The following is a 22743-nucleotide window of genomic DNA, read 5'->3' on the forward strand; positions in this document are numbered from 1 at the left end:
GAGTCCACGGTGTCTAACCAGACGGACTCCTTAAGACACCGTGACGGCGGCACCATCGTCACAAACTTCTACGCGGCAGGGTGACGAGCAACATCCTGAACGGCGGGCGGGCTTCCCGAGGTGACCAACGTGCCTGACAACCTCAGATAACTTGTCAGGCACGTTGCACGGAAGCCACTTGCCTCACATGCCTGACGCCTTTGGCGACCCCAGATAACCGGGCCTCCGTTCGTCAGTCAACTAGGTAGTGGGCTTCGATGTAGGCGACGGTGGAGTCATATGGCTCCCCCACCGGTTTCAGCATGTACCGGCGGAAGACGGCGGCGGTGGCGCGACGGACGCCTCGGTTGCGGGCGTCGGCGTTGTCCCATGACCGGGCGAGGGTGCGGGTGACCACTTGGTCGATCTCCTCGGCCAGGTTCCTTTCCGTGATTGTGAGGCCGGGCGGTGCGTGGTCGTGGATGATCCGCGTCAGGACACCCACGTGGTCGTCGTCCAGCACGACGGCTTCGTCGGGGTGCTTCCCGGCGTTCACGATGGCGCGAGCGATCCGGAGCGCCTCGGACAGGAACTCCAGGGCGTCCTGGGAGTTCTGGATGATCCGGTCTCGCAGCAGCTTGATGCGCTCTGCGAGGGCGGTGTACTTCGCGGACCCCGGTTCGACGCCCCTTTCGAGGGCGGCCTTGATGTGGTCCAAGATCTCCGCTGCGGACGGCGGCCTCTTGTCCTCGCCGTCGTCCTTGCCGGGCTTGGGGCGGACAAGGGCCAGCAGTTCCTTGAGGATGGCGATGCCCTGCGCGTCCAGGACGAGGGCTTCCTCCTGGGAGGCGACCACGGAGAAGGAGTGGACGTGGGCGTTGATGATCTCCAGGACCATCGGCCCCAGCTCACTCAACCGCTCTTTCCTCTCTTCGTCGGAGGACTTCTTGAACAGGGTCGTGTACACGGACCCGAACAGCCCGAAACCGTCTCGGTACTTGGCGACCCGCTTGTCGGTATGGATGAGCGGGTACAGGCGGGCCAGGAGCCGGTAGTCCTTGGTGAACACTTCGGCGGTGCCGGGGTTGGCGTCCAGGAAGGCGTTGATGGCCCGCACGGATTCGTATCCGTGGACCGTGAGGTCCAGGCCGTCCACATCTACGAGAAGGTCTTCGATGCGGGCGAAGGTGGTGCGGAACTCGTCGACTAGCTCGGACAGGTCGGTGACGAACCCGCCGCCCTTGCCGGCCCCCGGCGAGGCGGGGTCGACGACGGCCCGCTGGACCTCTTCGGCCAGGCCGATGTAGTCCACGATCACGCCGGAGGTCTTCACGAATCCGGTCGGGGACACCCAGGTGCGGTTGGGGCGGGTGATCGTCTGGAAGAGGTTGTGGGCCTTCAGTGGCTTGTCCAGGTAGAGGACGCCCTCGTTGGGGGCGTCGAACCCTGTCATCAGCTTCGCGGTCACCACCAGGAAGCAGAGTGGGTCGTCCGGGGTGAGGAACCGCCGCTTCTGGTCCTCCTCCTGGGCCTCCGTGAGCTGGAACGGCCGCATGGCGGGGTCTTCGCCCTTGGCGTCGGAGACGGAGATGTTCACCTCGGCGGTGATCCGGCCGTGCTTGCCGACCTCGGCGAGCACCTGTGATGCCTCGAAGCCTGCCAGCAGCTCGTTGATCTTGTCGGTGTAGGCCACGGCCAGCTCACGGTTGTAGGCGACGACTTGGGCCTTGAGGGCGTTGCGGTAGGCGCCGGCCAGGTAGTGGTCCACGATGTCCTGGCAGACCGCGTGGATGCGGTCGGGGTTGGCGAACACCGAGGTGAGGCGCCCGAACTTGCGGGACAGGAGCTCACGGTCGGGGTCGTCGAGGTCGAAGTCGTCGGCGAACTGGTCGAATTCAGCCTGCAACGCCTGGTCGTCTAAATCGAAGGCGACCGGGTGCGGGTCCAGCATGACCGGAACGGTGGCCCCGTCCAGCAGAGACCGGGACACCGAGTACCGGTGCAGAACCCTGCCCGGGTCGGTCTCCTCGCCGAAGAGGGCGAAGGTGTCAGTGGCGAGGTTGCTGACGGGGGTACCGGTCATGCCGAAGAACTTCGCGTGCGGCAACGCTGCGCGCATCTGGCCGGCCAGGGACTCCGACCTATCGGACTGGGTGCGGTGTGCCTCGTCGACCAGCACGATGATGTTGCCTCGGGTCGACAGGTTCTTGCCGGCGTCGGCGAACTTGTGCACGGTCGTGGAGATGACGCCGCGCACGTCGTCGGCCAGCAGGGAACGCAACTCCTGGCTGGTGGCGGGCTGGTGGAAGTAGGCGCTCCCCATGGCGGAGGTGAACACCCCGGAGGTCTGGCGGACGAGTTGGGTTCGGTCCGAGAGCAGGATGATCGTGGGCGACTCGGTGCGGGTGTCGGCCAGCAGCAGCGAGGCGGCGAACACCATCAACAGCGTCTTCCCGCTGCCTTGGTGGTGCCAGATCAGCCCCTTCTGGCCGCCAGCTAGGACTCGCTCGTGGATGAGGTGGGCGGCCTCCATCTGTGGGTAGCGGGGCAGGTACTTCGTGTCCACCCCGCCCCCGGAGGTGTCGAACAAGGCGAAGTTCGCCAGCATGTCCAAGACGGTGGCTGGGTTGAGCAGCAGTTCGACGGAGCGCTGCACGTCGGCCTGCCCGGACAGGTTCTCGTCGTCGGCGGTGGACCGGAACGGCTGCCACAGGTTCGTGGGAGCACCGGCGGCACCGAACCGCACCTTCAGCCCATCGGAGGCGACGGCGAAGACGTTGGGGGTAAAGAACCACGGGTACTCGGTGGCGTACACGTCGTTGATCTCGCGGGCGGCGTCCGCCCAACCAGAATTCGCGGTCGGCGACTTCACCTCAACCACGACCAGGGGCAGGCCGTTGACCCAGTACACGAGGTCGAACCGACGGGAGGTCTTGCCAGGGACGGTGATGGTCACCTCGTCCGACACAACCAGCGTGTTGGCGCTCGGATGCTCGAAGTCGATGACCTTCAGGGCGTGCCACACGCCGTCGGCGTCCCGGAACTCCTTGTGCCCTCGCAGCAGGCGCAGCACCTGCTCGTTGGCCCGCACCAGCCCGCCCTCGACGGCGTTGACCGTGGCGACGATCTCCTCGACCACCGCATCCACGTCGAACCCGTCGATCACCCCGGGGTTGAACTGGACGATGGCGTCCCGCAACAGGCTGGCCACAACCGTCTGTGTCGTCTCACGCGGCAGCGACCTGCCCGCGGTGAAGGTCCAGCCCATGGGGAGGGACCACTGGATCATCAGGTTCTGGAACTCACGCTCCCGAATGCCCTTCGCCACGGCTCAGACCTCCAGCTTGGCCGACTCAATCTCGATGGTGCGGTCCAGCAGTCCCGCCAGCAGCCCCGCTCGAACGTCACGGAGACGGGTGGCCTCCGCGCGGGTCGCGGCGACGACCTCGCTTATCGCGTCAAGCTCAGCAGCGATTCGCTCCTGGTCCGTGACGGTTGGTAGGCGCACCGGCATCCGCACCGCACGCATGGCGGTGATGTGCTTGATATTGGTGCCTCCCGCGATGTCAAGGAAGGTGCCCGACTCGTAGGCCCACAGACACCAGTGGTTCACGAACGCCGGAACGCTGATGCCCTCGATGGCTCGATACCGCATGAGCGTCTTCTGGAAGCAGATCGGTTCTGGCAGTTCTCCACGCCACATTGCCGGCATACCCACTGCGGACTGGCTTGCGCTGCCTTCGGACACGAGTACATCGCCGGGCGCGAGGCCAAACGCCTCGCGTTCCTGCGGGTCGAAGTTCATCTCCAACACGTCGGATAGGTCGAGCGTCCCGTAGCCGACGTTTGCGGAACGGAGGTAGGGCGTCATGTAAGGCCCCGTGGCGTACTTTGGCGCCCGCTGTCGCCCCATCATGATCTCGAATGCCTCATCAGCACGAACTGCCGGAGCATCCTGCTTGTTAACCAGTTCGGCGCGAAATCGTCGCAGCACCATATGCAATGCGTCGGCCTCGGCATCGAGTGCGGTGATCTGGTCGTCGATCGCGCTGATGACCTCAACGATCCTCTTCTGCGTCTGTAGGGACGGCAGCACGACGGGGATGTTCACGAAGTCCCGCTCGTGGAGGCGTCGGCGCTCTGTGGTGCCGACCGCTCGGCCTGCCGCCTCAGACTGGAACGACGCGGTGTGGAAGATGGCCTCGACGTATTCCGGGATGATTACCTCGGGTTTGACCGTGAACACTGGGAAGTCGTTGGTGACAAAGCAGCCGTCAGCGTCCTTCTTGACCACCCCGAAAGAGGCTTTGGTCGCCCACATCCGGTTGTACACGATGTCGTCACGCTTGATCCGGTAGAGCACCTTGCCCTTGATGTTCTGAGCTGGGACCGTCTCACGGTCGTACACTCCTCCGGCATGCCAGCGCACTCCGGCGTATCGAGCCTCGGTCAGGTCCTCGACCCGGATTACACGGGAAACCTGGGTCATCACCTCCCCGAGTGTGGTCCGCTGCCAGTCACTCATTGAAGCCCTCGATTCCAGCATCGGCGAGGACGGCGAGCATGCGCTGTTCGGTCTTCTGGCGTTCAGCGCGAGCGATGTTGTAGGCCTCGATAAGGGTGCCGAGGTCTTCCTGCTCGGCGGCGGCCTGCTTGATGTACCGCCCAATGTTCAGGTCGTACCCGTTCGACACGATCTCCTCGGTGGGGACGAATCGCGCCGCGAGTCCGCCTTCTCCGTCGGGGTCCACCGGGTTGCCGTCGGCGTCCAGTTTCGAGTGGTAGGCGGTCACGATGTCGGCGATGTCGGCGTCGGTGAGGATGTTGCGGTTCTTGGCCTTGGTGAATCGCTTGGAGGCGTCGATGAACAGTACGCCGTCCTGCCGCTCCGGGTCCTTGGTGCCGGGTGCGCGAAACACCAGGATCGCCGTGGGGATGGTGGTGTTGTAGAAGAGGTTGGCAGGTAGGCCGATGACCGCTTCGAGCAGGTCGTCGTCCAGGACGCGCTGGCGGATGGCTGCCTCTTGGCCACCTCGGAAGAGGACGCCGTGGGGCAGGACGACCCCCACGCGTCCCTTCTTCGGGCTCATGCTGGCGATCATGTGCTGGACGAACGCCCAGTCCGCCGTCGACTGCGGGGCGACCCCGCCGAGGGCGCGCGGGTCGTTGGTCCAGGGCTTCCACTTCAGGCTGTAGGGCGGGTTGGCGACGATTACGTCGAACTGCGCGACGGACCCGTCCGGCTTCTTGAAGCGCGGGTCCTTCAGGGTGTCGCCGACCTCCACCTTGAACTGGGTGAGGTTGTGCATGAAGAGGTTCATGCGGGCCACACCCGCGGTGTCCGGTACGGCCTCCTGCCCGTACAACTTGAGTGTGTAGCCACGCCCGCCGCGGACCTTCAGGAGGTTCGCGGAGGCGATGAGCATGCCGCCCGATCCGCAGGTCGGGTCGTACACCGACTCGTAGCCCTTGGGGTCCAGGACCTCGACGATCAGCTCGACGACCTCGCGGGAGGTGAAGAACTGGCCGGCTCGGGTACCGGACCCATCGGAGAACCGCTTAAGCAGGTACTCGTACGCCCCGCCGAGGACGTCGTGGGACATGTTGCCCTCGTGCATCTTCGGGGTGCGGTCCATCGTCTGCATGACCGCCGCCAGCACCTCCCCCGACAGCACCTCTTCGGAGGTCCAGGTCATGGACCCGAACAGGCGGGAGAACTTGTCAGGGTTGGCCGTCTCGATGGCCTGCAGGGAGGCGCGGACGCGCTGGCCGAGGCCGGGCTGGGTGATGGTGGCGAGGATGGACGTCCAGGAGGCGCGACGCTGGTGGACGGTGCCAGGGTGGATGAACGGGATCTCGAACGACTGGTAGTCGCGGTACTCGATCTCGTGAGCTTCCTCGGCGGACAGGTCGTCCAGGCCCTCGTTTTCGGCCAGGAACTGCTCGTGCTGGTGCTCCCAGGTGTCCGACAGGTACTTCCAAAACATCAGCGGGAAGATGACGGAGGAGTATTGCGCCTCGGGCATCGCCACGCGCAGCTCGTCGGCGGCATCCCACAAGCGGTTCTCGATCTCCTGCTGGGTCACTGCCATCAGTTGGGGGTGTCCTTGCTCGTCAAAGGTGGCGACCCGAAGGCCGTGGAGTTCCTGCTGGTACCCAGTTTCGAGGCGTGCCCGCCATGGGCACGCGGGGCGTCGTACTTCCTGCGCGGGCGATCCACTTACGATAGTCCTCCCAAGGCCTCCGGAATTCGGCAAACGGCCAAATAAACGACGCGACCAGCAGTGGCCAGACGCCCCCGCTGGTTGATCTTCTTCCCCGCAGACTCCCCACCTGAGCCATGCCGTCGCCCCCGGCCAGGCACGTGCCACGATGACCGTCCCGCCCGGGATCCCGCCCAACCTCGGCTTCACTCTCGTCATTTCCCGACGCGCCGTAACCGCAAGAGCGGGCACCGGGATCATCTCTCGCGTCTCCGGATAGCTCCGGGCAGCGGTATCGCCTCGGGGGTGGCCAGCTTGTCCACGGCCGAGCGGCGGGCCCTCTCCGGCCGCCGGTCGTATCGCGCCGTCGTGGCCGGGGAAGCATGTCCCAGCAGGGCCTGCGCGGTGGCCAGGTCCACCCCGGCGTCGAGAAGTTCGCCCGTAAATGTGCGGCGGAAGTCGTGCGCGTCCGGCGCTTCGGCGAGCCCGGCCTGCTCGGCGCGGTTGGCGATCACGTCCCCCACCGTCTGCCCGCTCATGTGCGCCACGGTGCCCGCCCGGGTGCGTCGGACGTGCCCGCCGCGCGGGGTGAACGGCGCGAACAGGCCGCCCGGGTCGCTGCCGCGCGCGGTCAACCACGCCTCGACGCGGGCGACCGCGCTGGAGGTGAGGTAGACGTACCGTTCCTTGTTCCGCTTGCCATGGCGGATGCGCAGGGACCGGTCCGCCGGGTCGTAGTCGGCCAGCGCGATCCCGGCCAGTTCGGACCGGCGGGCGCCGGTCGAGTACAGGGCCGCCAGCAGGGCCGCGTCGCGCAGCGCCGTACGGCGCATCCTCTCGCGCTGCGCCTCGTCCTCGACCTCGTCGGGGTCGAGGTCGAGGTCGAGGTCGCAGGCAGCGAACAACGCGCCGACGCGCTCGACGGGCAGATGCTTGCCTGCGGGGAGACGCGTTCCCCGGAACTGCTCGACGCGCTGGGCGCGGTCACGCTCATCAGCGTTCATCAGGCCGAGCAGCCATGCCCGGTCGAGGACCTGCCGCAGGGCCACGATGTGCTTGTTCCTGTACGCCGTCGCCCATGGCTCCGGGTCGGCTTCCTTCTTGCGGCTGGTCGCCGCGGCGATCAAGGCGCGAATGTGCTGGGTGTGCTCGGCCCGTAGCAGATGCCACTTGACCGTCTCTCCGGTGATGGCGAGCACGGTCGGGTCCGGCTTGCCCGTGTTGGGGTTGATGCCAGCGGGGTCCTGGCCGGCCATCAGGCGGGCGATCCGGTCGAGGCAGCCCTTCATGGTGCGGCGGGAATCGGCGCTGTCGAGGCTGTCGAGGTAAGCCCAGTACGGGTTCTTCTGCTGGTCGTCGGCCGCCGCCACGGCGGGCAGCGTCTCCGCGCCCGCCGTGGTCACCACCTCGGGCAGGTTGTCGCTCACTGCGGGCCTTCGGCGTCGATGGGCTGGACGCGGGTGAGGACGATGCAGATCCCTTCGCCCTCCACCCACACGACGGGCGTGTGCCCCTCAAGAAGGTGCGCCGCGGTGCGGGTCCGGCTCTGCTTTCCTTCGCCTCGGCGGCCGCCGGTCCAGTAACGGACGGGCGTGCCGACCGGCACGGTCGCGTTCCACCTCTCGATCACGCCCTGCCGCTCCTGCCGCCGGGCCTGCTCCAGCGCCTCGGCCACGGCCTCGTGCGCGTACACCTGAACGTCGACCATGTGCGCGTCGAACTGCTCGAACACTGCATGGTCGTCCCACGGCGGGGTGGCCGTCATGCCGCTGCAGGAGCAGGTGCCGGACTTGAGGTCGCGCCCGGCCTGGGCGGAAGCGACTGGGTCGAGGTCGAGCAGCAATCGGTGGGCCTTGAGGTCCACCAGCGGGTCATCGGTGTAGTGCGGCAGGTCGTTCATCGTGGTCACCGTCCCTCATTGTCGATCGCCCACCCGGCGGGCAGGAACGTGGTCACCTCGGCGAGGAACGCCGCCACGGCGTCGTCCACGGGCCGCTCGTGGTGGCCGAACACGACGATCGTCTTCGTGTCGCGGTGGGAGATGCGGCGCATCACGTCCGTGCGCCTGGCGGTCGAGTAGATGCGCGCCCGCACCTCGGTGAACGCGGCGAACGCCTCCTGGTCGTCCCAGCTCGGCCGGGCCGGGGAGGTGATGCGTACGTGCCTCCAGCCTTTGGCGATCTCGGCGGCCTCGTTCAGTAGCTCGGCCTCGCGCTCCTGGCGGGCGATCTCCTGGATGCGGACGTGGCCGGGCTCGGGCCGCCAGGTCGGGGTGACCCGCCAGCCGCTGCACTTCCGGGCGGCGGCCGTGACGGCGGCCGCCACCGTCTCCTGGGTGTACGGCGGCAGCAGGGCGAGCGTGGTCACCTCGCCGTCGTGCAGGTGCGTCATCGTGGCCGGGTGCAGCGTCTCGATCTCGCGGGTGACCTCGGTGAGCCAATACCGCTCGTTTTCGTCGAGTTCGCCGTGCCAGATGGTGATGGGGGCCGCCCCGTCAGGGACGGGGCGGTAGTAGGTGTCCATCAGGAGGTTGCTCCGTTGCTCGCGGCGATCAGCGCGGCCTTGACCTTCTCCAGGCGGGCCGCCCGGAAGCCGGGGAGTTGGACCAGCGCGGCGTCGGTCCAGCCCTTCAGATCACCCACCGTGACGATCGACGGTGTCGCATCCCGGAGGGAGTTGGTGACGTGGAAGGTCAGGCCGGGCAGGCCCTTGAGCGAGTGGTCGTCGGGCAGCCCGGACGCGATGGCCAGGTCGGCGGCCTGGGGCGTGGGGGTGGTCATCGAGTCTCGTTCCCCTCGGCGGTGCGGGCGGCGAAGATCTCGGCGTCGACTTCCATGAGGGCGTCGCGCCACCGCTGGTACGCCTCCTCCTCTCCGATCAGGGCCCACATGCGGACGTACTCGTCGGGGAAGCGCGCCGGGTCCATGCCCTCCTCCTCGCTCTGGCCGATGCGCTCGCGCACGATCGGGATCAGCGCGGGCACCGTGGTGGCGGCGGTCGGCTGCTCGTGGGGGAGCTTCGGGTCGTAGGCAGTGATCTCCCACTTGGAGCCCTCGGGCAGGCTGACGTGCTCCTGGGCCTTGTCCAGGGTGGCGATCCACGTCGGGGCGTAGTCGGCGGGGATGGGGCCGATGCGTACGGTGTCGTATCCCGGCTTGGTGATCACGACAGCGACGGGAGCGACCGGGGTGCGCAGCTTCTCGGCGATGGCGGCCTCCTGGGCGGCGAGGATGTCCTGTTGGGCGGCGACGATCTCGCCGGGCGGGCGGGCTTGCAGTTCGGCGTCGATCCGCGCACGCACGCCGGGCACGTACGTGGTCACCGAGTAGTCGGTCTTGAGAAGCCGGTGGATCAGCAGGAGATCGGCGGCGGTGGCCGCGTAGAAGGGGCGTACCGGCTGCTCGGGCGGCGGGTTCAGCGCGGCTTCATTCATGACGCGGTAGCGGTCGGCCTCGTCACGAAGGTTGATCGTGATGCGCCGGATGCTGCGCAGGTGGCGGTGGACGTCGTCGAACGCGGCGGTGACGTCCTGGTGGTCGGTGTCGTTGAGTTCACCGTCTGCGCCCCAGTCATCCCTGTTGATCTGGGCGAGGAGGCGGGCGGCGGATTGCAGGCTGCTGGTCGCGTCTTCTATGAGGGCCAGGGCGTCCACGGCGTTGACGAAGTTGTTGGAGAAGTGGTCGGCGTGAGCGCTGTACTCCTCGCGCTCTTGTTCGGTGAGGGTCATCGCGCGGCCTCCTGCCCGGTTGCCACGGCGTGGATGCGGGTGGGGGTAAAGGCGGGCCGGATGGTGCCCGGCTTGTGGTTGCTGCTCAGGTTGGCGATCTCGACCAGGCGGCGCACGGCCTCGCGCGAGGTGTTGGCGGGCAGGCCGAGGGCGACGGCGTTGACGGTGTACGCGGTCCTGGCGCACTCCTGGCGGTCGTCGTCCGGGTCTGGCGCGAAGTCGGGGTCATCGTGGACGGGGACGAACACGCGAACGGGGCCGCGCGTCTCGTCTCCGTCGTGGCGGTAGGCCACCACGGTGTTGGTGCGGCTGCTGTATGTCCAGAGCGGGGAGGCGTCGAGGTAGAGCTTCAGCGTCTTCTCGTCGGCGTCGAGCGGGACGAGGGTGATGTCCGTTGGTTGCACGGTTGGGTCCTTTACTCCGTCCTGGGGCTTACGTCCTGCCGCGCTCGGGGTCGCTGTCCCGAGCGGGTCGAACTTCTTGATCATAGCGGTTTTATCGGCGGGAACGAACATTCCCGGTAATAAAAATCGAGAGAGTTGAGCAACATGTACATGTTGAACTTCCTGTGCAGGCTGTCCAGATTCCCCTACAGTGAAGACATCCACCAAAGCACCGAGGACCGGGAACAGAGCGACCCCGGTCAGTCGCAGGAGTGAGTACCGACATGACCGCCACGCATGAGCCACTAGGGATTTCCGAAGCCCGCAGCCAACTCGGCACGCTTGTAGCGCGCGCCGTCCACGGCCACCAGCCCACCACCATCCGCCGTTCCACCACGGAACGCGCCGTCCTCATCTCCGAAGCCGACTACGAGGAACTACTACGAGCCCGCCGGGAATTGGAGGCCGGCCACGTGACCGAAGCGATCGCCGCACACGCCCGCGGCGAGCGCGAAATGATGACCTACGACAGCAAGGAAGCCCTGTATGCCGACCTTGGCCTACCAACCCCCCAGTGAGCGCTCTTGAAACGGCTCCTCCACATCGACCTCGCGGTACGCGACATCCTGCGCCAGGCGGCGCCTGGCCTGCGAACCGCCATCGCGAACACCTTCCTCGACCTGATCGAGGACCCTGAACCGCTCGGGGCCGTTCCGTACGGCGGCATCCCCGACGCGTTCGAGATCCGCACCGACACCTTCCGCCTGGTCTACACGCGCGGCCCCGACCACGTCTCTGTCTGGGTCCTGGAGATCAACACCTAGCCCTGAGCGGCGAAAACGCACTGAGAGCGTCCAGGAGCCCCCGCATCGCTCCTGGATATCTCCTACCATCCGGCAACCCGAGTTCGCCCGCCAGCGTGCTTCACAGAGAGATCATTTAGCGAAGATCGCGAGACGCGAACCGGGCAAAGGTCACTATCGGCCCACTGGGCGCATATCGGACTCGAACAGGTGGACGAGCCGCCGCCGCCCGGCGTACGCTCGGCCCCCATGGAGCAACACGCCGCCGAGGAGTCCCGCGCGCTCACCATGCGCCCATGGTGCTTCTCGCCCGCACCCGGATGGCGTTCCTCCTCGCCCGCGCCAGCATCTTCGCCAACAACCTGCCGGAGTGGTGGGCGAAGATCGCCATCCCCCTCGGCTCCGACGTGACCAACGGGCCGCCCAGCCTCGAAACCCGGTGGGTGAGCTACTCAATGCTGATGCGCATCGACGGCGTCGACTACAGCGGCGTGCCCACCCTCCCCGACCGCGACGACGTGTAGCGGTATCGGCTGGCCGCGTCCCCCGTTCAGCCCTTCTGTATGCGAGAGACGAGGCGAGCCTGCCCTCCCCACACCTCAACGGCGCAATTCGGCTGCGCCAGCATGGCGAGGACAGCGGCAAGGTGCGAAATGTGGAACATCATCTTGCCGACGGTGACGCCTGGCTCCGGAAGGATCTCAGGGGATAGTTCCGCCGATTCGTGGACGAATTGCAGTTGGACGTCCCATCCCTGCTCGGCGCTGGGGGGCTGGAGGAAGACGTTGATCTCCGCGAGGAGAAATCCCGGGTCCGGGGATTGTAGTAGGTTTGCGGGTACGAAGATCGTTTCAGCGCTGTAGATTCCGTAGCTTGGCATAAGGCCTCCCAGGGTTTCATAGCGGGACGCCATGCCCGTGTTACCCACCCTCGCCGACATCAGCCGCTGAGGTGGTTGCCTGCCCCCGCCCCGTACCTGGCAGTTCGGGGTCTGCGCACCCCGTACGAGACGGGGGCAAGCCGTCTATGAGGTGGGCCCGTACCACCAGCCCGCAGCCGGCAGTAGCAGCGCGCCCCCCGTGCCCACGGTCATCGCCATAGGCTGCGGAAGCTCCGCTTGTAGAGCGCTCCCACCTTGGGGTTGGCTGTCCCCCGCGGGGACGGGCGGCGCGCTCTCGGGATTCCGGGACGGCTCGGGTTCGGCCGTCTGCGTCGGCTTCGGATCGCGCGGTTCCGTCTCGGTGGGCGTCGGGTCGGGGGCCGGGCTGGTCGGCGTCGGGTCTGGCGTTGGCGGCTGCTCGGTGGGCTTGTCGGTGGGCTGCTGGCTCGGCCCAGCAGTGGACGGCGTGTCAGTCGGCGAAGCGGTCGGCCCGGTGGTCGTCGCGGTTGACGGCTGCGGGGTCGCCGGCTGGGTGGTGTACGTGGCCACGGTAGGTTCGGCCGTCACGGTCGTCGGCGTGGGTGCGGCCATGCTGCTCTGTGTCGTGGCGGGCGCGGCGGCCGGGGAGCGCGTGGCGCTCGCGGTTGGCGTCGGCGCCGTGGTGGTGGTTGTCGCGGGTGCTGGCGCCGTCGTCGCGACGTGCGTGGGAGAGCCGCGCTCGGGGCTGGGCGACGTGGTGGGCGTCTCGGTGCCGTAGACGGTCGGTACCTGGAGCTCCGGCTGCACCAGCGTCTCCTCCCCGGGGGGCGGCGCGGTGGGCAGTGCCGCGAGAAGAAGATCCTGCGCGGGGGGTTCGGCCGGGTCCGGGTTCTCGAGCCCCAGGGCGGCGACGATGGGCTTGGCCGCGCCCTCGACGGCGAGCACGACCGGTGAGCCCGCCGCGGCGACGAACACCGTGGCGGCCGGGGCCGACACTCCGGCGGTGGCCTGCACGCCGATGACGGCGCTCGCCATCACCTTGCCGACGACGGTGGTGACGGGGCCGGTGGCCTGCGCGGCCGCGCCCGTGGTGGACGACGCCGAGAGCATGCCGGACAGGCCGCCAGCGCTCAGCGGGTCAAGGCCGGGCATGGGGGTGAGCGCGCCGTTGCTCATGAGCGCCGTCTGCACGGTGGTGGTGTAGCTCGCGGCCGCGGCCTTCATCGCCACGTAAACCGGGCCCGCGACAACGGCCGCGCCACCCAGGAATCGGCGGAGTTGCCGGTAGAGGATGCTTCGGCGGGCCGCTTCCTGCGCGGGCCGCTTGCTGTGGGCGGTGATCGGGATGACGGTGCTGCGGTCGTTGGCTGGCGGGTTGGCGGGTTCGGTCTGGGCGTTGATGAACGCCTTGCCCTCCTCGGCCTCGGCCTCCGCGTACGTGCGGATCAGGTCGTCGACCAGGTCCTGGGGCATCGTGTGTTGGAATGCCCAGGAGCGGGAGCGCCGACCGGCGCGGGCGCCGATGCGGTCGTACGGCATGCCCTGGACCTTGGCCATGCGGAAGACGGCCAGGTCCTCCAGCATCCGGTAGATGGTCATGCGGCGCTTGTGCTGTTCGGCCTCGGCGTCCATCGCCTCTCGGATGGCCTGCCAGAACGCGAGTCCCTCGTTTCGCGGCCCCTCCCCGCGGATGTCCTGCATCGCCTGCTCGTACAGGTCTGCGGAGAGTTCGAGGAACAGGCGGCGGCCGTCAGGGTCCAACTCGTTCGTCAAGGGGAAGCTCTCCTGGGTGTGCCGTTGGCTGGTTGGCGAGGGCCGCATGGGCCGTGCGGCGGCCTATGCGGCATAACGGATGAAGCATGAGGGTGCTCCTCGCGAACCGGGCACTGCTGACAGTTGTAAGCGGCTGTGGCTCGTGTATGGTTCCGGCTAATCTAGGTGTCTGTCAACATCTGTAAGCAGTTGATCGGAGAGTTAGGATGCCGCTCGCCGCGCGGCTGAAGCGTCTACGCGAGGTGATGGTCAACCCGAAGAGCGGGTTGCCGTACTCGCAGCGCGAGGTCGCGGCTGCCATCACGGCGGCAGGCACTCCGATGACGGGTTCCTACATTGCCCTACTGGAGGGCGGCGATCGGGCCAAGATCTCGCTGGACAAAGCCATCGGGCTTGCCCAGTTCTACGGCGTGCCGGTGGAGTACCTGAGCGAGAACCCTGACCGGGAGCTGGTCGCCCAGGTGTCGTCGCAGCTCGACCTGTTCGAGGCGATCCTCAAGTCAGGGGCCGTGCAAATGCGGTTCCGGCAGGCCGAAGAACTCTCACCTGAGGCCAGGCAGCGGATTGCGCAGGTCATCAGGCAGGAGATGGAGAACGAGGGCATCGTCTACGATCCGGGCACGTAAGGGGGTTTGTAAACTTTCCGGGCATCCGTTTCGGAAAGGTTTCTTCTCTAAATGTCCGCTGCTCGTCTCCATGTCCCCGACTCAGTGCATGCTGCCTTAGCCCTTGTGCGGCCGCCGCGCCCCTTCGACCTGGACGAGTACCTCGCGCGAGTATCCCAAGCTCGGGGGCATCGGCTCGTGCTGCACGAAGAGGAACTACCCGTGGATCTGTGCGGCGTGTGGCGGTTCGACGGCCGCACGGACCACATCTATGTGCCGCGCGGCGCGGCCGGCTCGCACCGCTGGCAGATCATCGCACACGAGGTGGGCCACATGCTGATGGCGCCCGAAGGCGTCACGTTCGGGCACGGCATCGACGAGGATTCGCGGGAGCAGCTGGCCCCGGCCGCCACGGACTGGCTACGGGAGGTGTTCCCGAACATGGACCAGGAGCTGTTGGCTCGATACTTCGCGCGGACGGGCTACGGCGAGGAAGGCGAGCTGAACGCGGAGCTGTACGGCACGCTCGCGATCGCAGGCGTGCACGCTGATGACCGGGCCATGAAGGGCCGGATCGGCAGGATTCGACAAGCAATGGATGGGTTGTGATCATGGGTGGCTGGTTATGGACGATCGCGGCGTGGGTCGCGGTCGCGGCGCGACTCCGGCAAACAGCCACGCTGCAGGACCGGGGGCTGCTGGCCATCGTGATCGGGATGGCCAGCACGCTGACACTGGCGCGGCCGGAAGTCGCCGCATTCGTGGATGCAGGCGGTATGCCGATCTCGTCGCTAGCGAAACGCTGCGTGGCCATGGTGGGCGTGTTCGGCATCGTGCTCTACATGTCCGGTGTGGCCGGCCGGAGCGCCCGCAAGTCGGTGCTGGTCACGCTCGGGGCAGTGGCCGTGCTGGTGGCCACGTATCTGGCTGGGGCGTGGCAGTGGCCGGAAACCACCGTGTTCTACGCCTACCAGGACCGGTTCGAGCTGACGCCGGCGATGGCGATGGGCTGGCTGCACTGGATCACCTGGTACGGGTACGTGGCTCTGATCCTGCTCGCCCTCGCCGCCACCTGCGTCACGGCCGCCCGGGAGGCGTCCGGGATCGTGCGGACGCAGCTCATCCTGTTCATCGTGGGCGCCGTGTGGTGCGCCCTGTCTCCCGCCTACTGCCTGACCGCGCTCGCCGGGCTACTCCCCTATCGGCTGCTCGTTGACCAGGCCGCGTTCCTGGCGCCCGGCATGCTGATCATCATCTTGGCCATGGCGTTCCAGCAGATCCAGCGCCGCCGCGCGGGTACTCGCTCGTGGCTGCTGTACCAGCGACTCAAGCCGCTGTGGAAGCTCCTGCTCGCCGCCGACCCGAAAGTGCCTGTGCTGCACCTCGGTGGCTTGTGGCGTATCCGGCTGCAGCGGCAGGTGTCGGAGTGCCATGACGCGATGCGCCGCATGTGGGCGTACCTGCCACCGGGCACCTACGAGGCTGGCCGGGTGGACCCGGGAGCGACGGCGCTCCGGTTGCGCGACGCGATCGCGGCCAAGGAGGCGGGCAGCAGGGCCGAGCGGACGGCCAAGGGAACCCCGGTCAACGCCGGGACTGAGATCGCCGAGGAGGCGAAATGGCTGATCAGCGTGTGGAAGGCGTGGAAGAAGCTGGAGGCGCGGCAGGACGTGGCGGAGGTTTCGCCCGCGCGGTGACGGAGGTGTTCGCCCCGCAGTACGTGGCGATCGTCATGCCGCCGGCGGCCGGCCTGCTCGCTGAGGGCTGGACTGGCCTGGCGTGGGGGTTGCTGGCTGCGGCGCTGTGCGCGGGCGTCCCCGCGGCGGTGATCGCGGTCGGTGTCTGGCGGGGCCGCCTGGACTCGATCCACCTGGTCGAGCGCAAGAGCCGTAAGGGGCCGATGCTGGCGGGGTTCGTCGCCGTGGTGGTGGGCCTGGCCGTGCTTGTCCTATTGGATGCGCCGCGGGTGGTGGTGGCGTCGGCAGCCGTGATGCTGGCCTGGGTGTTGGTGATGGGCTCGATCACGCTGCTGTGGAAGATCAGCTTCCATACCGGAGTATCGGCTGGTTCCACTGTGGTGCTCGCGTTCGTGCTGCCCGCGCTGCCGGTGCTGGTAGTCGGGGCTGTGCTGGTGGCAGTGATCGGGTGGGCGCGCGTCCGGGTTTCTCACCACAGCGCCGCCCAGGTGATGGCGGGCGCCGTCGCGGGGGCTGCGACCACGGCGGCCACGTTGACCGCGATGCTATAGGTCGCACATATCGAGCCGAACCCACGCGATCATCGACACGCTGGCCATCCACCCTCCCATCCCCTCTCTCATGAAGAAAGCGCCTTGTGAACGCCCCCACCTCCAACATCGCCACCCCTGACCCCAGCGACCTGCTCGACTACTACTCTCAGGTCGTCGTTCCCCTACGCGCCGCGTTGCTGGAGTCGCGGTGCAACCTGCTGGCCGACATCGGCGGCCCGGTCGAGGAAGCCGCCAGGTGGATCACCAGTGAGTTCCCCCGGCACCGAATCGGGGAGAGACCCCTGCTCACCTACCTGGCATGGCTGCTCGGTGGAGGGAAGCCCGGCTCATTGATACCGGCCCATGCGGCAATCGCCAGTGAGCTGGTCCACGAGGGCGGCCTCATCCACGACGACATCGTCGACAACTCGCCCATGCGCCGTTTCCAGCCCACGCAATGGGCCCGGTACGCGGCCACACACGGCGGTCAGCCCTGGGCTGCCGACTTCGGCAAGGGCGTCGCTCTCTGGCTGGGGGATCTGATGCTGTTGTGGGCCGACGACATCTTCGGTGAGACAGTCCTATCGGTTGCCCCGGCGGAGGCCGAGGCTGCACGGAGGGTGTGGGTTGGGTCGGTCACCCAGATCTGGGCTTCCCAGCACATCGACCTCATCGAGGCGGCCGCCGGTGACCTGGACGCGGCGCAGTCCAGCGCCCGTAAGGTGATCTCTTTGAAGGGCCGTTATGTCGCAACGGTCCCCTTGCAACTCGGGGCGGCTCTGGCCGGTGCCGAGCCAGCGCTGATGCAGGCGCTGGAGACCTACGGCAGGCCGCTAGGCGAGGCGTACGTGCTCCGCAACGATCTGGAAGGCATCTTCGGAACCCGCACCTCCACCGACAAGATCGCCAACGACCTCCGTGAACGACGGCTCAGCATGCTCGTCTTGATCGCCTACAACCGGTCGAATCCGAAACAGAGGCAACTCCTACGCCGTGCCGGCAGTGTCGGCCTGCACGACGACGAGGCGGCCGCGATCACCAGCCTCATCGAGGAGACCGGGGCGCGCGCCGAGGTGGAACGCATGATCGACGAAATGGCGGATCAGACTCTCGCCGCGGTGGAGGCCGGCATCATTGCCGACTGGGCCAGACCACTGCTGGCAGGCGCCGTGCACAAAGCGCTGAAGCCCGGGAAGTACGGTCGCTCATAGCCCCTCGTCTTACCAGCCTGCGGAGAAAAGGTCCCGAGTGACGGACGTCCAGCAGGTGGTTATCTGCGGCGGAGGCGGCTGGCGGCGGCGCCCTTGGTGGTGGGCTGGTCGACGAGGTAAGTGAGGTGCTGCCCGCGCTGCCCGTGTACGTGGTCGGTGGCGTGGCGGTGGCGTTGATCGGGTGGGCCCGGGCGGAGATCCGCGCCACATGGCCGCCCAGGCATTCGCGGGCGCTTGCGCGGGGGCGCTGGCAACGTGGGCGATGCTCGCGATCCTGTTGTAACTGCGCTGTTCAGACCACCAGGATCAGGCCGGGGGCAGAACTGATCGGGCCGTCACCCGATTCCCCGGGCTGATTTAACAAGACGCGCATGAAGTTTCGGGCCGACTTGTACTGTGGCCCTACGAACACGGGTCCCGATCGTGCCAGCGACCGAGACCCGAGTTCGCAGCACGCCGGACCTCCGGGGAGGAACAACGCGGGTTAGTACGCTAACCATCCTGTACTGTCGCAGCGTACTTAACCGCGAAGATCGCGCGCAAGAAAACGCGCGATGACCTGCTCCTTCCTGGAACCGGCGTGCGGCCATTGCGCATGTCCTACAGGAGGTCAGGTGGCCAAGAACCCACCAGATGAACCACCCGAGGGTACGAACCGCGACAAGTTCATGCTCACGATTTCGTGCCCGACGGCCGCCCTTGTCACAATCGCTCTGGCGGTCATCGGGGCCATCCTCATCGTGAACGGGTTCGATCCCTCGTTCCTCGCGACGCTGGTCAAGGGCCGCCCTTGATCTAAGCCGCTCCCTGCCGTATAGCGCTGGCGGCCGTCCCTCCAGGGCGACCGCCAGCGGCATATTACGGCGGACACCGTCTGTTGGCCCATGGTGGTGGCGGGGATCGAGAGCGGCTCGCGCCGAAGTCCGCGACCACACGCCCGCCCAGGCGCTCGCGGGCGCGGCGGCGGGCGCAGCGGCAACCTGGGCGACGCTCGCGATCCTGCTCTAAGAACGACACGTTCCCGGCCATGGAGAAGATGCCTAAGGGCAACCACGGGATGGACGCATACTCAGCCATGGTCGGACAGTTTCGCGCCCTCGATATCAGCCCAACCCGAAGGGCTTGCGGCCTCTTGTCCCTGGTCAGAGGCCGAGTAGCGTGATCAACGACGTACGGAGCGGGCGAAAGGCACTTCGCGCCCGCTCCTACACCTACCGCGTCGTCTCCACAGGTCAAGGCTCTAATCCGCGGGAAAACCTTGTACAACAGCGTTCTCATTACAAACGCGTCGGCGATCCGCCCTATCGTTGTGTGAAGACGAAGAAGGGCCCGACCCGTTCCAGCGGATCGCGCCCGACTTCGTTGTACGACGCCGGACCCCAGAAGGGCCCCGACGCACTAAATGCCTGTACGGCCTCTCACCGTCAGGTTAGTTAGTGCGAGCGGGTGCGTGCAACACAACCTGTGGTGCTCTACCTCCTGGGGCTGGTCAACAAGTCAGGTAGGTAGGCATTGCCTAAAAGCAAGACCGAGCCCCCCGCCGCCGAGCGCGAGGAGCCATCCACCCCCGGGTGGTGGATGTCTGAGAAGGCGTTCGACCGGCTCATGGCCCTCCTCACCACCATCGCCACGAGGACGATGTGGGCGGTCGTGACGATCACGGTGGCGGCGGTCGCCAGCTGGCTCATCTACAAGGGATACGATCCGACCCCGCTCATTCCCCTGGTGAAAGCCAAGTAGCCGATCAGCCAATCCATGTCGTCTAGCGCTGGCGGCCGTCTCTCCAGGGCGGCCGCCAGCGGCACGCTAGTCCCGCATGCCGAGTTCGCGTTCGAGCTCGGCGATCCGCTGGTCCCGCTGGGCGAGGCGCATCTCGCGGTCGGCCAGTTTCACGCGGATTTCGTGGTCGGTCGCGGGCAGGCGGCCGGTGACCAGCACGGCCGCCCAGATGAGCGGCCACACCGCGCCGGCCACGAAGCCCACGAAGCGGACCATGAAGCCGTCGAACCAGTCGCCGTCGTCGACCATGTCGGTGTTCCGCAACATGGTGGCCGTCTTCCTCGCGGTGTAGATCATGGCCGCGAGGTAGCCGAGCGGGATCAGCCAGTCGGTCACACGATCTCCCAGTCGTCGGCGTCCAGGTCAGACTGGGAGGCGACCCACGGGACGATCTGGCCGTCCGCGGTGAACATGTCGAGGTGCGGCCGGTAGGTCACAGTGCGGCCGACGAGTTCGGGCGCGGCCTGGCCGAGCGGACGCTGCGCATCGACTGTGATGGTAGAGCCGGGCACGCGAAAGACCCACATGCCCTTGCCGTTCCATCCAGCGCGGGCGAGCCGGTGGCCAGCCTAGAGGTGGTCGATGGCGGCGGCGAAGTTCACTTCGCCGCCTTCTGGCCGGCCTGCCACGTGGTCTTGTCTACGGTGCCGGTGACGAGGACCTTGGCCTTGCTCTGGAACTTCTTCGTCGCCGTGGTGGAGCCGGGACCGTACACGCCGTCCACGTCGACGTCGTAGCCCAACTCGTCGAGGAGGGCCTGCCAGGCTTCGACGTCGGTGCCCTTCATCATGGCCTTGCCCTTGGTGTAGACGAGCGTCCGCGACCAGGAGGCAGGCTTGTCGGGCTTGCCGTCCACCTCGGCCCGCACGAGCGCGAGGAAGCAGTCCCAGGGGAAGCCTGCGCCGGGGTCGGAGTGGGAGCCGGTGCCCGGGTACGCCTTGGTGACGTCGACGTGGGCGCAGAAGCCCTTCCGGCCGGCGCGGACCTCGGCCGGGGTCAGGTGCTTGATCGGGATGCCGTACTTCTCCACCCAGGCCGCGGCGACCTTCGCGGCGTTCTTCAGGGTTGCGAGGCTGAACGCGTCGAGCCAGTCGGCGCGGGACTGCCGGGCGTAGCCGGTCAGCTCGATGTGCAGGCCGTCTGCGTTCGCGTTCGGCGCGGCCCACGCGGTGTCGTTGTCGTCGACGCACCGCACGGTCGAGTTGTTGTCGACGCACACGTGCGCGGAGGTCTTGGGCGAGCTGGTGGCGAACCAGCGGGCGACGTTCTCGGCGGTGGTCGGCTTCTCCGGGGCCTCCATGGAGTGTATGACGATCAGCCGGACCGGGCGCACACGGCCGTTGTGGTAGTAGCGGGCCTGGATCTTCTGCATCGCTCCCCCGTGGGCGGGTTGGTGGTAGGTCGCCGGGGAGGATGCCGGGTTGAGGCCTTAACGTCGCGTCGGGCCGGTCGTACGCTCGCGGGCAGAGCCGCCGAGGGGGTACGGCTGCGAGGCGTGATTTGACGGGAGAGCCGCGCGGGGTTGGAGGGGCGGCGGTACCCTCGGCCTATGGGAGGGCGAGCGCATCGCCGGCGTGACCGGGGGCCGGGAGGTCGTGGGCGTGTTCTGGCCGCCCTCGGCGGATCGGCGATGTTCTTCAGCGTCGCCTCGAACTTCGGGAATGTGCCCGAGTGGCATCAGGTGGCGTTCGGTCTGGCAGCCGTAGCCTGTGCCGTTGCCGCAGCTTGGGACCCCTCTCAAGTGGCGTGGGCTTCAAAAAAAATACCCACCTTGTCGCTGTCCGTTTCCCGCCTATTCGTGCCTGGAGCGCGCCCCCAGGGTGGAGGGGCGCGCTCGGCCGTTGAGGCTTAGTAGGGGCGCTCGGCGAGTTCGGCTTTCGAGGTGAGGCGGCCGGACGCGATGACGGTGAGCCCGCGCTTCGCGGCTTCGGCTTCCAGCTCCTTCAGGCCCTTGTCGGTGTAGACGTGGCCGTACACCTCGTACTCGCCGGTGCTCGGGTTCTGGACGATGAGAGCCTGCTTGCCCTTGCTCACTGAGCGGTCTCCTTCTTCACGATCCGGACGTTGCTGATCACGTCCTCGCGGTCGTCGTCGGGGGCCGAGAAGTCGGCGGTGTCCAGCCCGTCGTACCAGTCCATGTTGTCGCGCAGGAACCGGCGTACCGCGTGACGGTCGGCGGTCTCCTCGGGGGACGATGATGCGGGTGGTCACGTCATAGACGCGAGTCTCCTCGAAGTCGAACGAGACGGTGAGGGCGACGTGGCCGGGCTCGATCTCCTCGGCCGCGTCGGGGGTGCCGTACTCGTCCAGGTTGGCGACGAGCTGCGCGGCGTCATTGACGACGTAGGTGTCGTACTCAGGGATGACCATGTGCCGGTCGCCGTACGCGCCGTACAGCTCGACGGCCGCGCGGCCGAGGGCGTCCACCCAAGAGGGGGGCCGGTAGCGGATGAACGGGGTCGTCTCGGCCTCATCTTCGCCCCACGCCTCGGCGAGCGTGTCGGCGAGGAACACGGGCACGTTGACACCGTCGTCGGCGAGCGCGGCGAGCAGGTCGTGGAGGAGTTGCTCGGCGGCCAGGAGGCGGCCGTTCGGGGTGAGGAGGCTTGGGATGGTGCCGCCGGTCTGCCGGACGAGGGAGTCGGGGCGAACGGCGTAGGCGCGGAGCATGGCGCGGCCTACGCGGGCGCGCTCGTCGCCGGCCTCGGTGGTCTGCTCAATGGTCACAGGACTTGCCTTTCGGGGGTAGGGCCCGCCCGGGAGGGGCGGGCCGAGGGGCTAGTTGCGGTCGCGGTTGATGAGGGCCTGGCCGAGGGCGCGGCGCTCCTCGGCGGCCTCGCGTGCGGGGTCCCATTCGGGGACGGGCTTGATGTCGATGACGGCACCGCACTTGGCGCACACGTAGATGCCGTCCAGGTCCGCACCGGCGGGCAGGTTCGCCTTCGCCGGGTCATTGGGGGCGTACTCGAAGCCGGAGCCCTCGGGGGTGTTGTTGCAGGGCTTGGCGCACTTCAGGGCGTCCCACTGGTCGATGACCACGGTCGGGTACTTGCGCCATTCGGCGATCTCGCTGACTCGGGTGGGGATGACGATCTCGGTCACGGGGTTCTCAGGGAGGGGGCGGCCCGCCCCGGGAGGGGGCGGGGCGGGGTGGGTTAGGGGGAGAGGAGCGCCAGGAACTCCTCCACGCG

At 67.5% G+C, this 22743-nt stretch carries 26 protein-coding genes; 10 read left to right on the top strand and 16 right to left on the bottom strand.

The annotated features are described in order from the left end of the window. Positions 1–232: 232 nt before the first annotated feature. The 9 genes from ACFKCF_RS36390 to ACFKCF_RS36430 all read right to left on the bottom strand — a co-directional run bounded on the left by ACFKCF_RS36390 (position 233) and on the right by ACFKCF_RS36430 (position 10313). The gene (locus ACFKCF_RS36390) at positions 233–3307 is read right to left on the bottom strand and encodes a type I restriction endonuclease subunit R (protein WP_394499838.1); all 3075 of its coding nucleotides are present in this window, start codon (positions 3305–3307) and stop codon (positions 233–235) included. Between the two features lie 3 nt (positions 3308–3310). Beyond that, positions 3311–4504 (bottom strand): restriction endonuclease subunit S, encoded by a 1194-nt coding sequence (locus ACFKCF_RS36395; RefSeq protein ID WP_394499839.1) that lies wholly within the window; start codon positions 4502–4504, stop codon positions 3311–3313. Beyond that, positions 4497–6071 carry an N-6 DNA methylase gene (locus ACFKCF_RS36400; RefSeq protein WP_394499840.1) on the bottom strand — a complete coding sequence of 525 codons (1575 nt, stop codon included), beginning with the start codon at positions 6069–6071 and terminating at the stop codon, positions 4497–4499. The genes ACFKCF_RS36395 and ACFKCF_RS36400 overlap by 8 nt, the downstream gene beginning before the upstream one ends. A gap of 368 nt (positions 6072–6439) precedes the next feature. Further along, complete coding sequence (locus ACFKCF_RS36405; protein WP_394499841.1) at positions 6440–7609, bottom strand: tyrosine-type recombinase/integrase; 1170 nt, start codon at positions 7607–7609, stop codon at positions 6440–6442. Beyond that, the gene (locus tag ACFKCF_RS36410) at positions 7606–8091 is read right to left on the bottom strand and encodes a hypothetical protein (protein WP_394499842.1); all 486 of its coding nucleotides are present in this window, start codon (positions 8089–8091) and stop codon (positions 7606–7608) included. Before ACFKCF_RS36410 ends, ACFKCF_RS36405 begins: the two co-directional genes overlap by 4 nt. Beyond that, positions 8088–8705, bottom strand: a complete 618-nt coding sequence (locus ACFKCF_RS36415) for a hypothetical protein (RefSeq protein ID WP_394499843.1) — start codon at positions 8703–8705, stop codon at positions 8088–8090. The genes ACFKCF_RS36410 and ACFKCF_RS36415 overlap by 4 nt, the downstream gene beginning before the upstream one ends. Next, positions 8705–8962, bottom strand: coding sequence for a hypothetical protein (locus ACFKCF_RS36420; protein ID WP_394499844.1), 258 nt, complete (start codon positions 8960–8962; stop codon positions 8705–8707). The genes ACFKCF_RS36415 and ACFKCF_RS36420 overlap by 1 nt, the downstream gene beginning before the upstream one ends. Further along, positions 8959–9909, bottom strand: coding sequence for a hypothetical protein (locus ACFKCF_RS36425; protein ID WP_394499845.1), 951 nt, complete (start codon positions 9907–9909; stop codon positions 8959–8961). The genes ACFKCF_RS36420 and ACFKCF_RS36425 overlap by 4 nt, the downstream gene beginning before the upstream one ends. After that, positions 9906–10313, bottom strand: a complete 408-nt coding sequence (locus ACFKCF_RS36430; protein ID WP_394499846.1) for a hypothetical protein — start codon at positions 10311–10313, stop codon at positions 9906–9908. Before ACFKCF_RS36430 ends, ACFKCF_RS36425 begins: the two co-directional genes overlap by 4 nt. A gap of 263 nt (positions 10314–10576) precedes the next feature. Between ACFKCF_RS36430 and ACFKCF_RS36435 the strand changes: the two genes are divergently transcribed. From ACFKCF_RS36435 to ACFKCF_RS36445, 3 genes are all read left to right on the top strand, one after another. After that, a complete protein-coding gene (locus ACFKCF_RS36435) occupies positions 10577–10870 on the top strand; it encodes a type II toxin-antitoxin system Phd/YefM family antitoxin (protein WP_394499847.1) in 294 nt (97 codons plus the stop codon). Positions 10871–10876: 6 nt separating this feature from the next. Next, complete coding sequence (locus ACFKCF_RS36440) at positions 10877–11116, top strand: type II toxin-antitoxin system RelE/ParE family toxin (RefSeq protein WP_394499848.1); 240 nt, start codon at positions 10877–10879, stop codon at positions 11114–11116. 275 nt (positions 11117–11391) lie between these two features. Next, positions 11392–11619: a hypothetical protein gene (locus ACFKCF_RS36445; RefSeq protein WP_394499849.1), complete on the top strand. Its 228-nt coding sequence runs from the start codon at positions 11392–11394 to the stop codon at positions 11617–11619. Between the two features lie 26 nt (positions 11620–11645). Here ACFKCF_RS36445 and ACFKCF_RS36450 read toward each other — a convergent pair whose 3' ends face one another. Continuing rightward, the gene (locus ACFKCF_RS36450; protein ID WP_394499850.1) at positions 11646–12008 is read right to left on the bottom strand and encodes a hypothetical protein; all 363 of its coding nucleotides are present in this window, start codon (positions 12006–12008) and stop codon (positions 11646–11648) included. A gap of 111 nt (positions 12009–12119) precedes the next feature. Beyond that, positions 12120–13727, bottom strand: a complete 1608-nt coding sequence (locus tag ACFKCF_RS36455; RefSeq protein ID WP_394499851.1) for a hypothetical protein — start codon at positions 13725–13727, stop codon at positions 12120–12122. A 206-nt stretch (positions 13728–13933) separates the two neighbouring features. Between ACFKCF_RS36455 and ACFKCF_RS36460 the strand changes: the two genes are divergently transcribed. From ACFKCF_RS36460 to ACFKCF_RS36490, 7 genes are all read left to right on the top strand, one after another. Then, a complete protein-coding gene (locus tag ACFKCF_RS36460; RefSeq protein ID WP_394499852.1) occupies positions 13934–14353 on the top strand; it encodes a helix-turn-helix domain-containing protein in 420 nt (139 codons plus the stop codon). A 105-nt stretch (positions 14354–14458) separates the two neighbouring features. Continuing rightward, entirely contained in the window at positions 14459–14941 is a 483-nt protein-coding gene (locus ACFKCF_RS36465; RefSeq protein WP_394499853.1) for a hypothetical protein, read from the top strand. A 2-nt stretch (positions 14942–14943) separates the two neighbouring features. Beyond that, complete coding sequence (locus ACFKCF_RS36470; RefSeq protein WP_394499854.1) at positions 14944–16029, top strand: MAB_1171c family putative transporter; 1086 nt, start codon at positions 14944–14946, stop codon at positions 16027–16029. Next, positions 16026–16580: a hypothetical protein gene (locus tag ACFKCF_RS36475; protein WP_394499855.1), complete on the top strand. Its 555-nt coding sequence runs from the start codon at positions 16026–16028 to the stop codon at positions 16578–16580. Before ACFKCF_RS36470 ends, ACFKCF_RS36475 begins: the two co-directional genes overlap by 4 nt. Positions 16581–16666: 86 nt before the next feature. Then, positions 16667–17773: a polyprenyl synthetase family protein gene (locus ACFKCF_RS36480; RefSeq protein WP_394499856.1), complete on the top strand. Its 1107-nt coding sequence runs from the start codon at positions 16667–16669 to the stop codon at positions 17771–17773. Between the two features lie 614 nt (positions 17774–18387). Further along, complete coding sequence (locus ACFKCF_RS36485; protein ID WP_394499857.1) at positions 18388–18567, top strand: hypothetical protein; 180 nt, start codon at positions 18388–18390, stop codon at positions 18565–18567. A 784-nt stretch (positions 18568–19351) separates the two neighbouring features. Further along, the gene (locus tag ACFKCF_RS36490) at positions 19352–19513 is read left to right on the top strand and encodes a hypothetical protein (protein ID WP_394499858.1); all 162 of its coding nucleotides are present in this window, start codon (positions 19352–19354) and stop codon (positions 19511–19513) included. A gap of 66 nt (positions 19514–19579) precedes the next feature. Here ACFKCF_RS36490 and ACFKCF_RS36495 read toward each other — a convergent pair whose 3' ends face one another. The 5 genes from ACFKCF_RS36495 to ACFKCF_RS36515 all read right to left on the bottom strand — a co-directional run bounded on the left by ACFKCF_RS36495 (position 19580) and on the right by ACFKCF_RS36515 (position 22654). Then, positions 19580–19888 carry a hypothetical protein gene (locus tag ACFKCF_RS36495; RefSeq protein ID WP_394499859.1) on the bottom strand — a complete coding sequence of 103 codons (309 nt, stop codon included), beginning with the start codon at positions 19886–19888 and terminating at the stop codon, positions 19580–19582. Next, positions 19885–20064, bottom strand: a complete 180-nt coding sequence (locus ACFKCF_RS36500; protein ID WP_394499860.1) for an MW1434 family type I TA system toxin — start codon at positions 20062–20064, stop codon at positions 19885–19887. The genes ACFKCF_RS36495 and ACFKCF_RS36500 overlap by 4 nt, the downstream gene beginning before the upstream one ends. An 86-nt stretch (positions 20065–20150) precedes the next feature. Beyond that, entirely contained in the window at positions 20151–20924 is a 774-nt protein-coding gene (locus ACFKCF_RS36505) for an N-acetylmuramoyl-L-alanine amidase (RefSeq protein WP_394499861.1), read from the bottom strand. 476 nt (positions 20925–21400) lie between these two features. Then, positions 21401–22279, bottom strand: a complete 879-nt coding sequence (locus tag ACFKCF_RS36510) for a hypothetical protein (protein ID WP_394499862.1) — start codon at positions 22277–22279, stop codon at positions 21401–21403. Positions 22280–22330: 51 nt separating this feature from the next. Beyond that, positions 22331–22654: a hypothetical protein gene (locus ACFKCF_RS36515; protein WP_394499863.1), complete on the bottom strand. Its 324-nt coding sequence runs from the start codon at positions 22652–22654 to the stop codon at positions 22331–22333. Positions 22655–22743 lie beyond the last annotated feature (89 nt).

This window comes from Nonomuraea sp. JJY05 (genome assembly GCF_043496855.1).
GTDB lineage: Bacteria > Actinomycetota > Actinomycetes > Streptosporangiales > Streptosporangiaceae > Nonomuraea.

Bases quoted from the DNA above. Each gene is read 5' to 3' on its own strand.
- ACFKCF_RS36400 (WP_394499840.1), bottom strand. From the start codon at position 6,071: ATGGCAGTGACCCAGCAGGAGATCGAGAACCGCTTGTGGGATGCCGCC.
- ACFKCF_RS36395 (WP_394499839.1), bottom strand. From the start codon at position 4,504: ATGAGTGACTGGCAGCGGACCACACTCGGGGAGGTGATGACCCAGGTT.
- ACFKCF_RS36505 (WP_394499861.1), bottom strand. From the start codon at position 20,924: ATGCAGAAGATCCAGGCCCGCTACTACCACAACGGCCGTGTGCGCCCG.
- ACFKCF_RS36415 (WP_394499843.1), bottom strand. From the start codon at position 8,705: ATGGACACCTACTACCGCCCCGTCCCTGACGGGGCGGCCCCCATCACC.
- ACFKCF_RS36450 (WP_394499850.1), bottom strand. From the start codon at position 12,008: ATGGCGTCCCGCTATGAAACCCTGGGAGGCCTTATGCCAAGCTACGGA.
- ACFKCF_RS36460 (WP_394499852.1), top strand. From the start codon at position 13,934: ATGCCGCTCGCCGCGCGGCTGAAGCGTCTACGCGAGGTGATGGTCAAC.
- ACFKCF_RS36425 (WP_394499845.1), bottom strand. From the start codon at position 9,909: ATGACCCTCACCGAACAAGAGCGCGAGGAGTACAGCGCTCACGCCGAC.
- ACFKCF_RS36470 (WP_394499854.1), top strand. From the start codon at position 14,944: ATGGGTGGCTGGTTATGGACGATCGCGGCGTGGGTCGCGGTCGCGGCG.
- ACFKCF_RS36435 (WP_394499847.1), top strand. From the start codon at position 10,577: ATGACCGCCACGCATGAGCCACTAGGGATTTCCGAAGCCCGCAGCCAA.
- ACFKCF_RS36490 (WP_394499858.1), top strand. From the start codon at position 19,352: ATGTCTGAGAAGGCGTTCGACCGGCTCATGGCCCTCCTCACCACCATC.
- ACFKCF_RS36445 (WP_394499849.1), top strand. From the start codon at position 11,392: ATGGTGCTTCTCGCCCGCACCCGGATGGCGTTCCTCCTCGCCCGCGCC.
- ACFKCF_RS36420 (WP_394499844.1), bottom strand. From the start codon at position 8,962: ATGACCACCCCCACGCCCCAGGCCGCCGACCTGGCCATCGCGTCCGGG.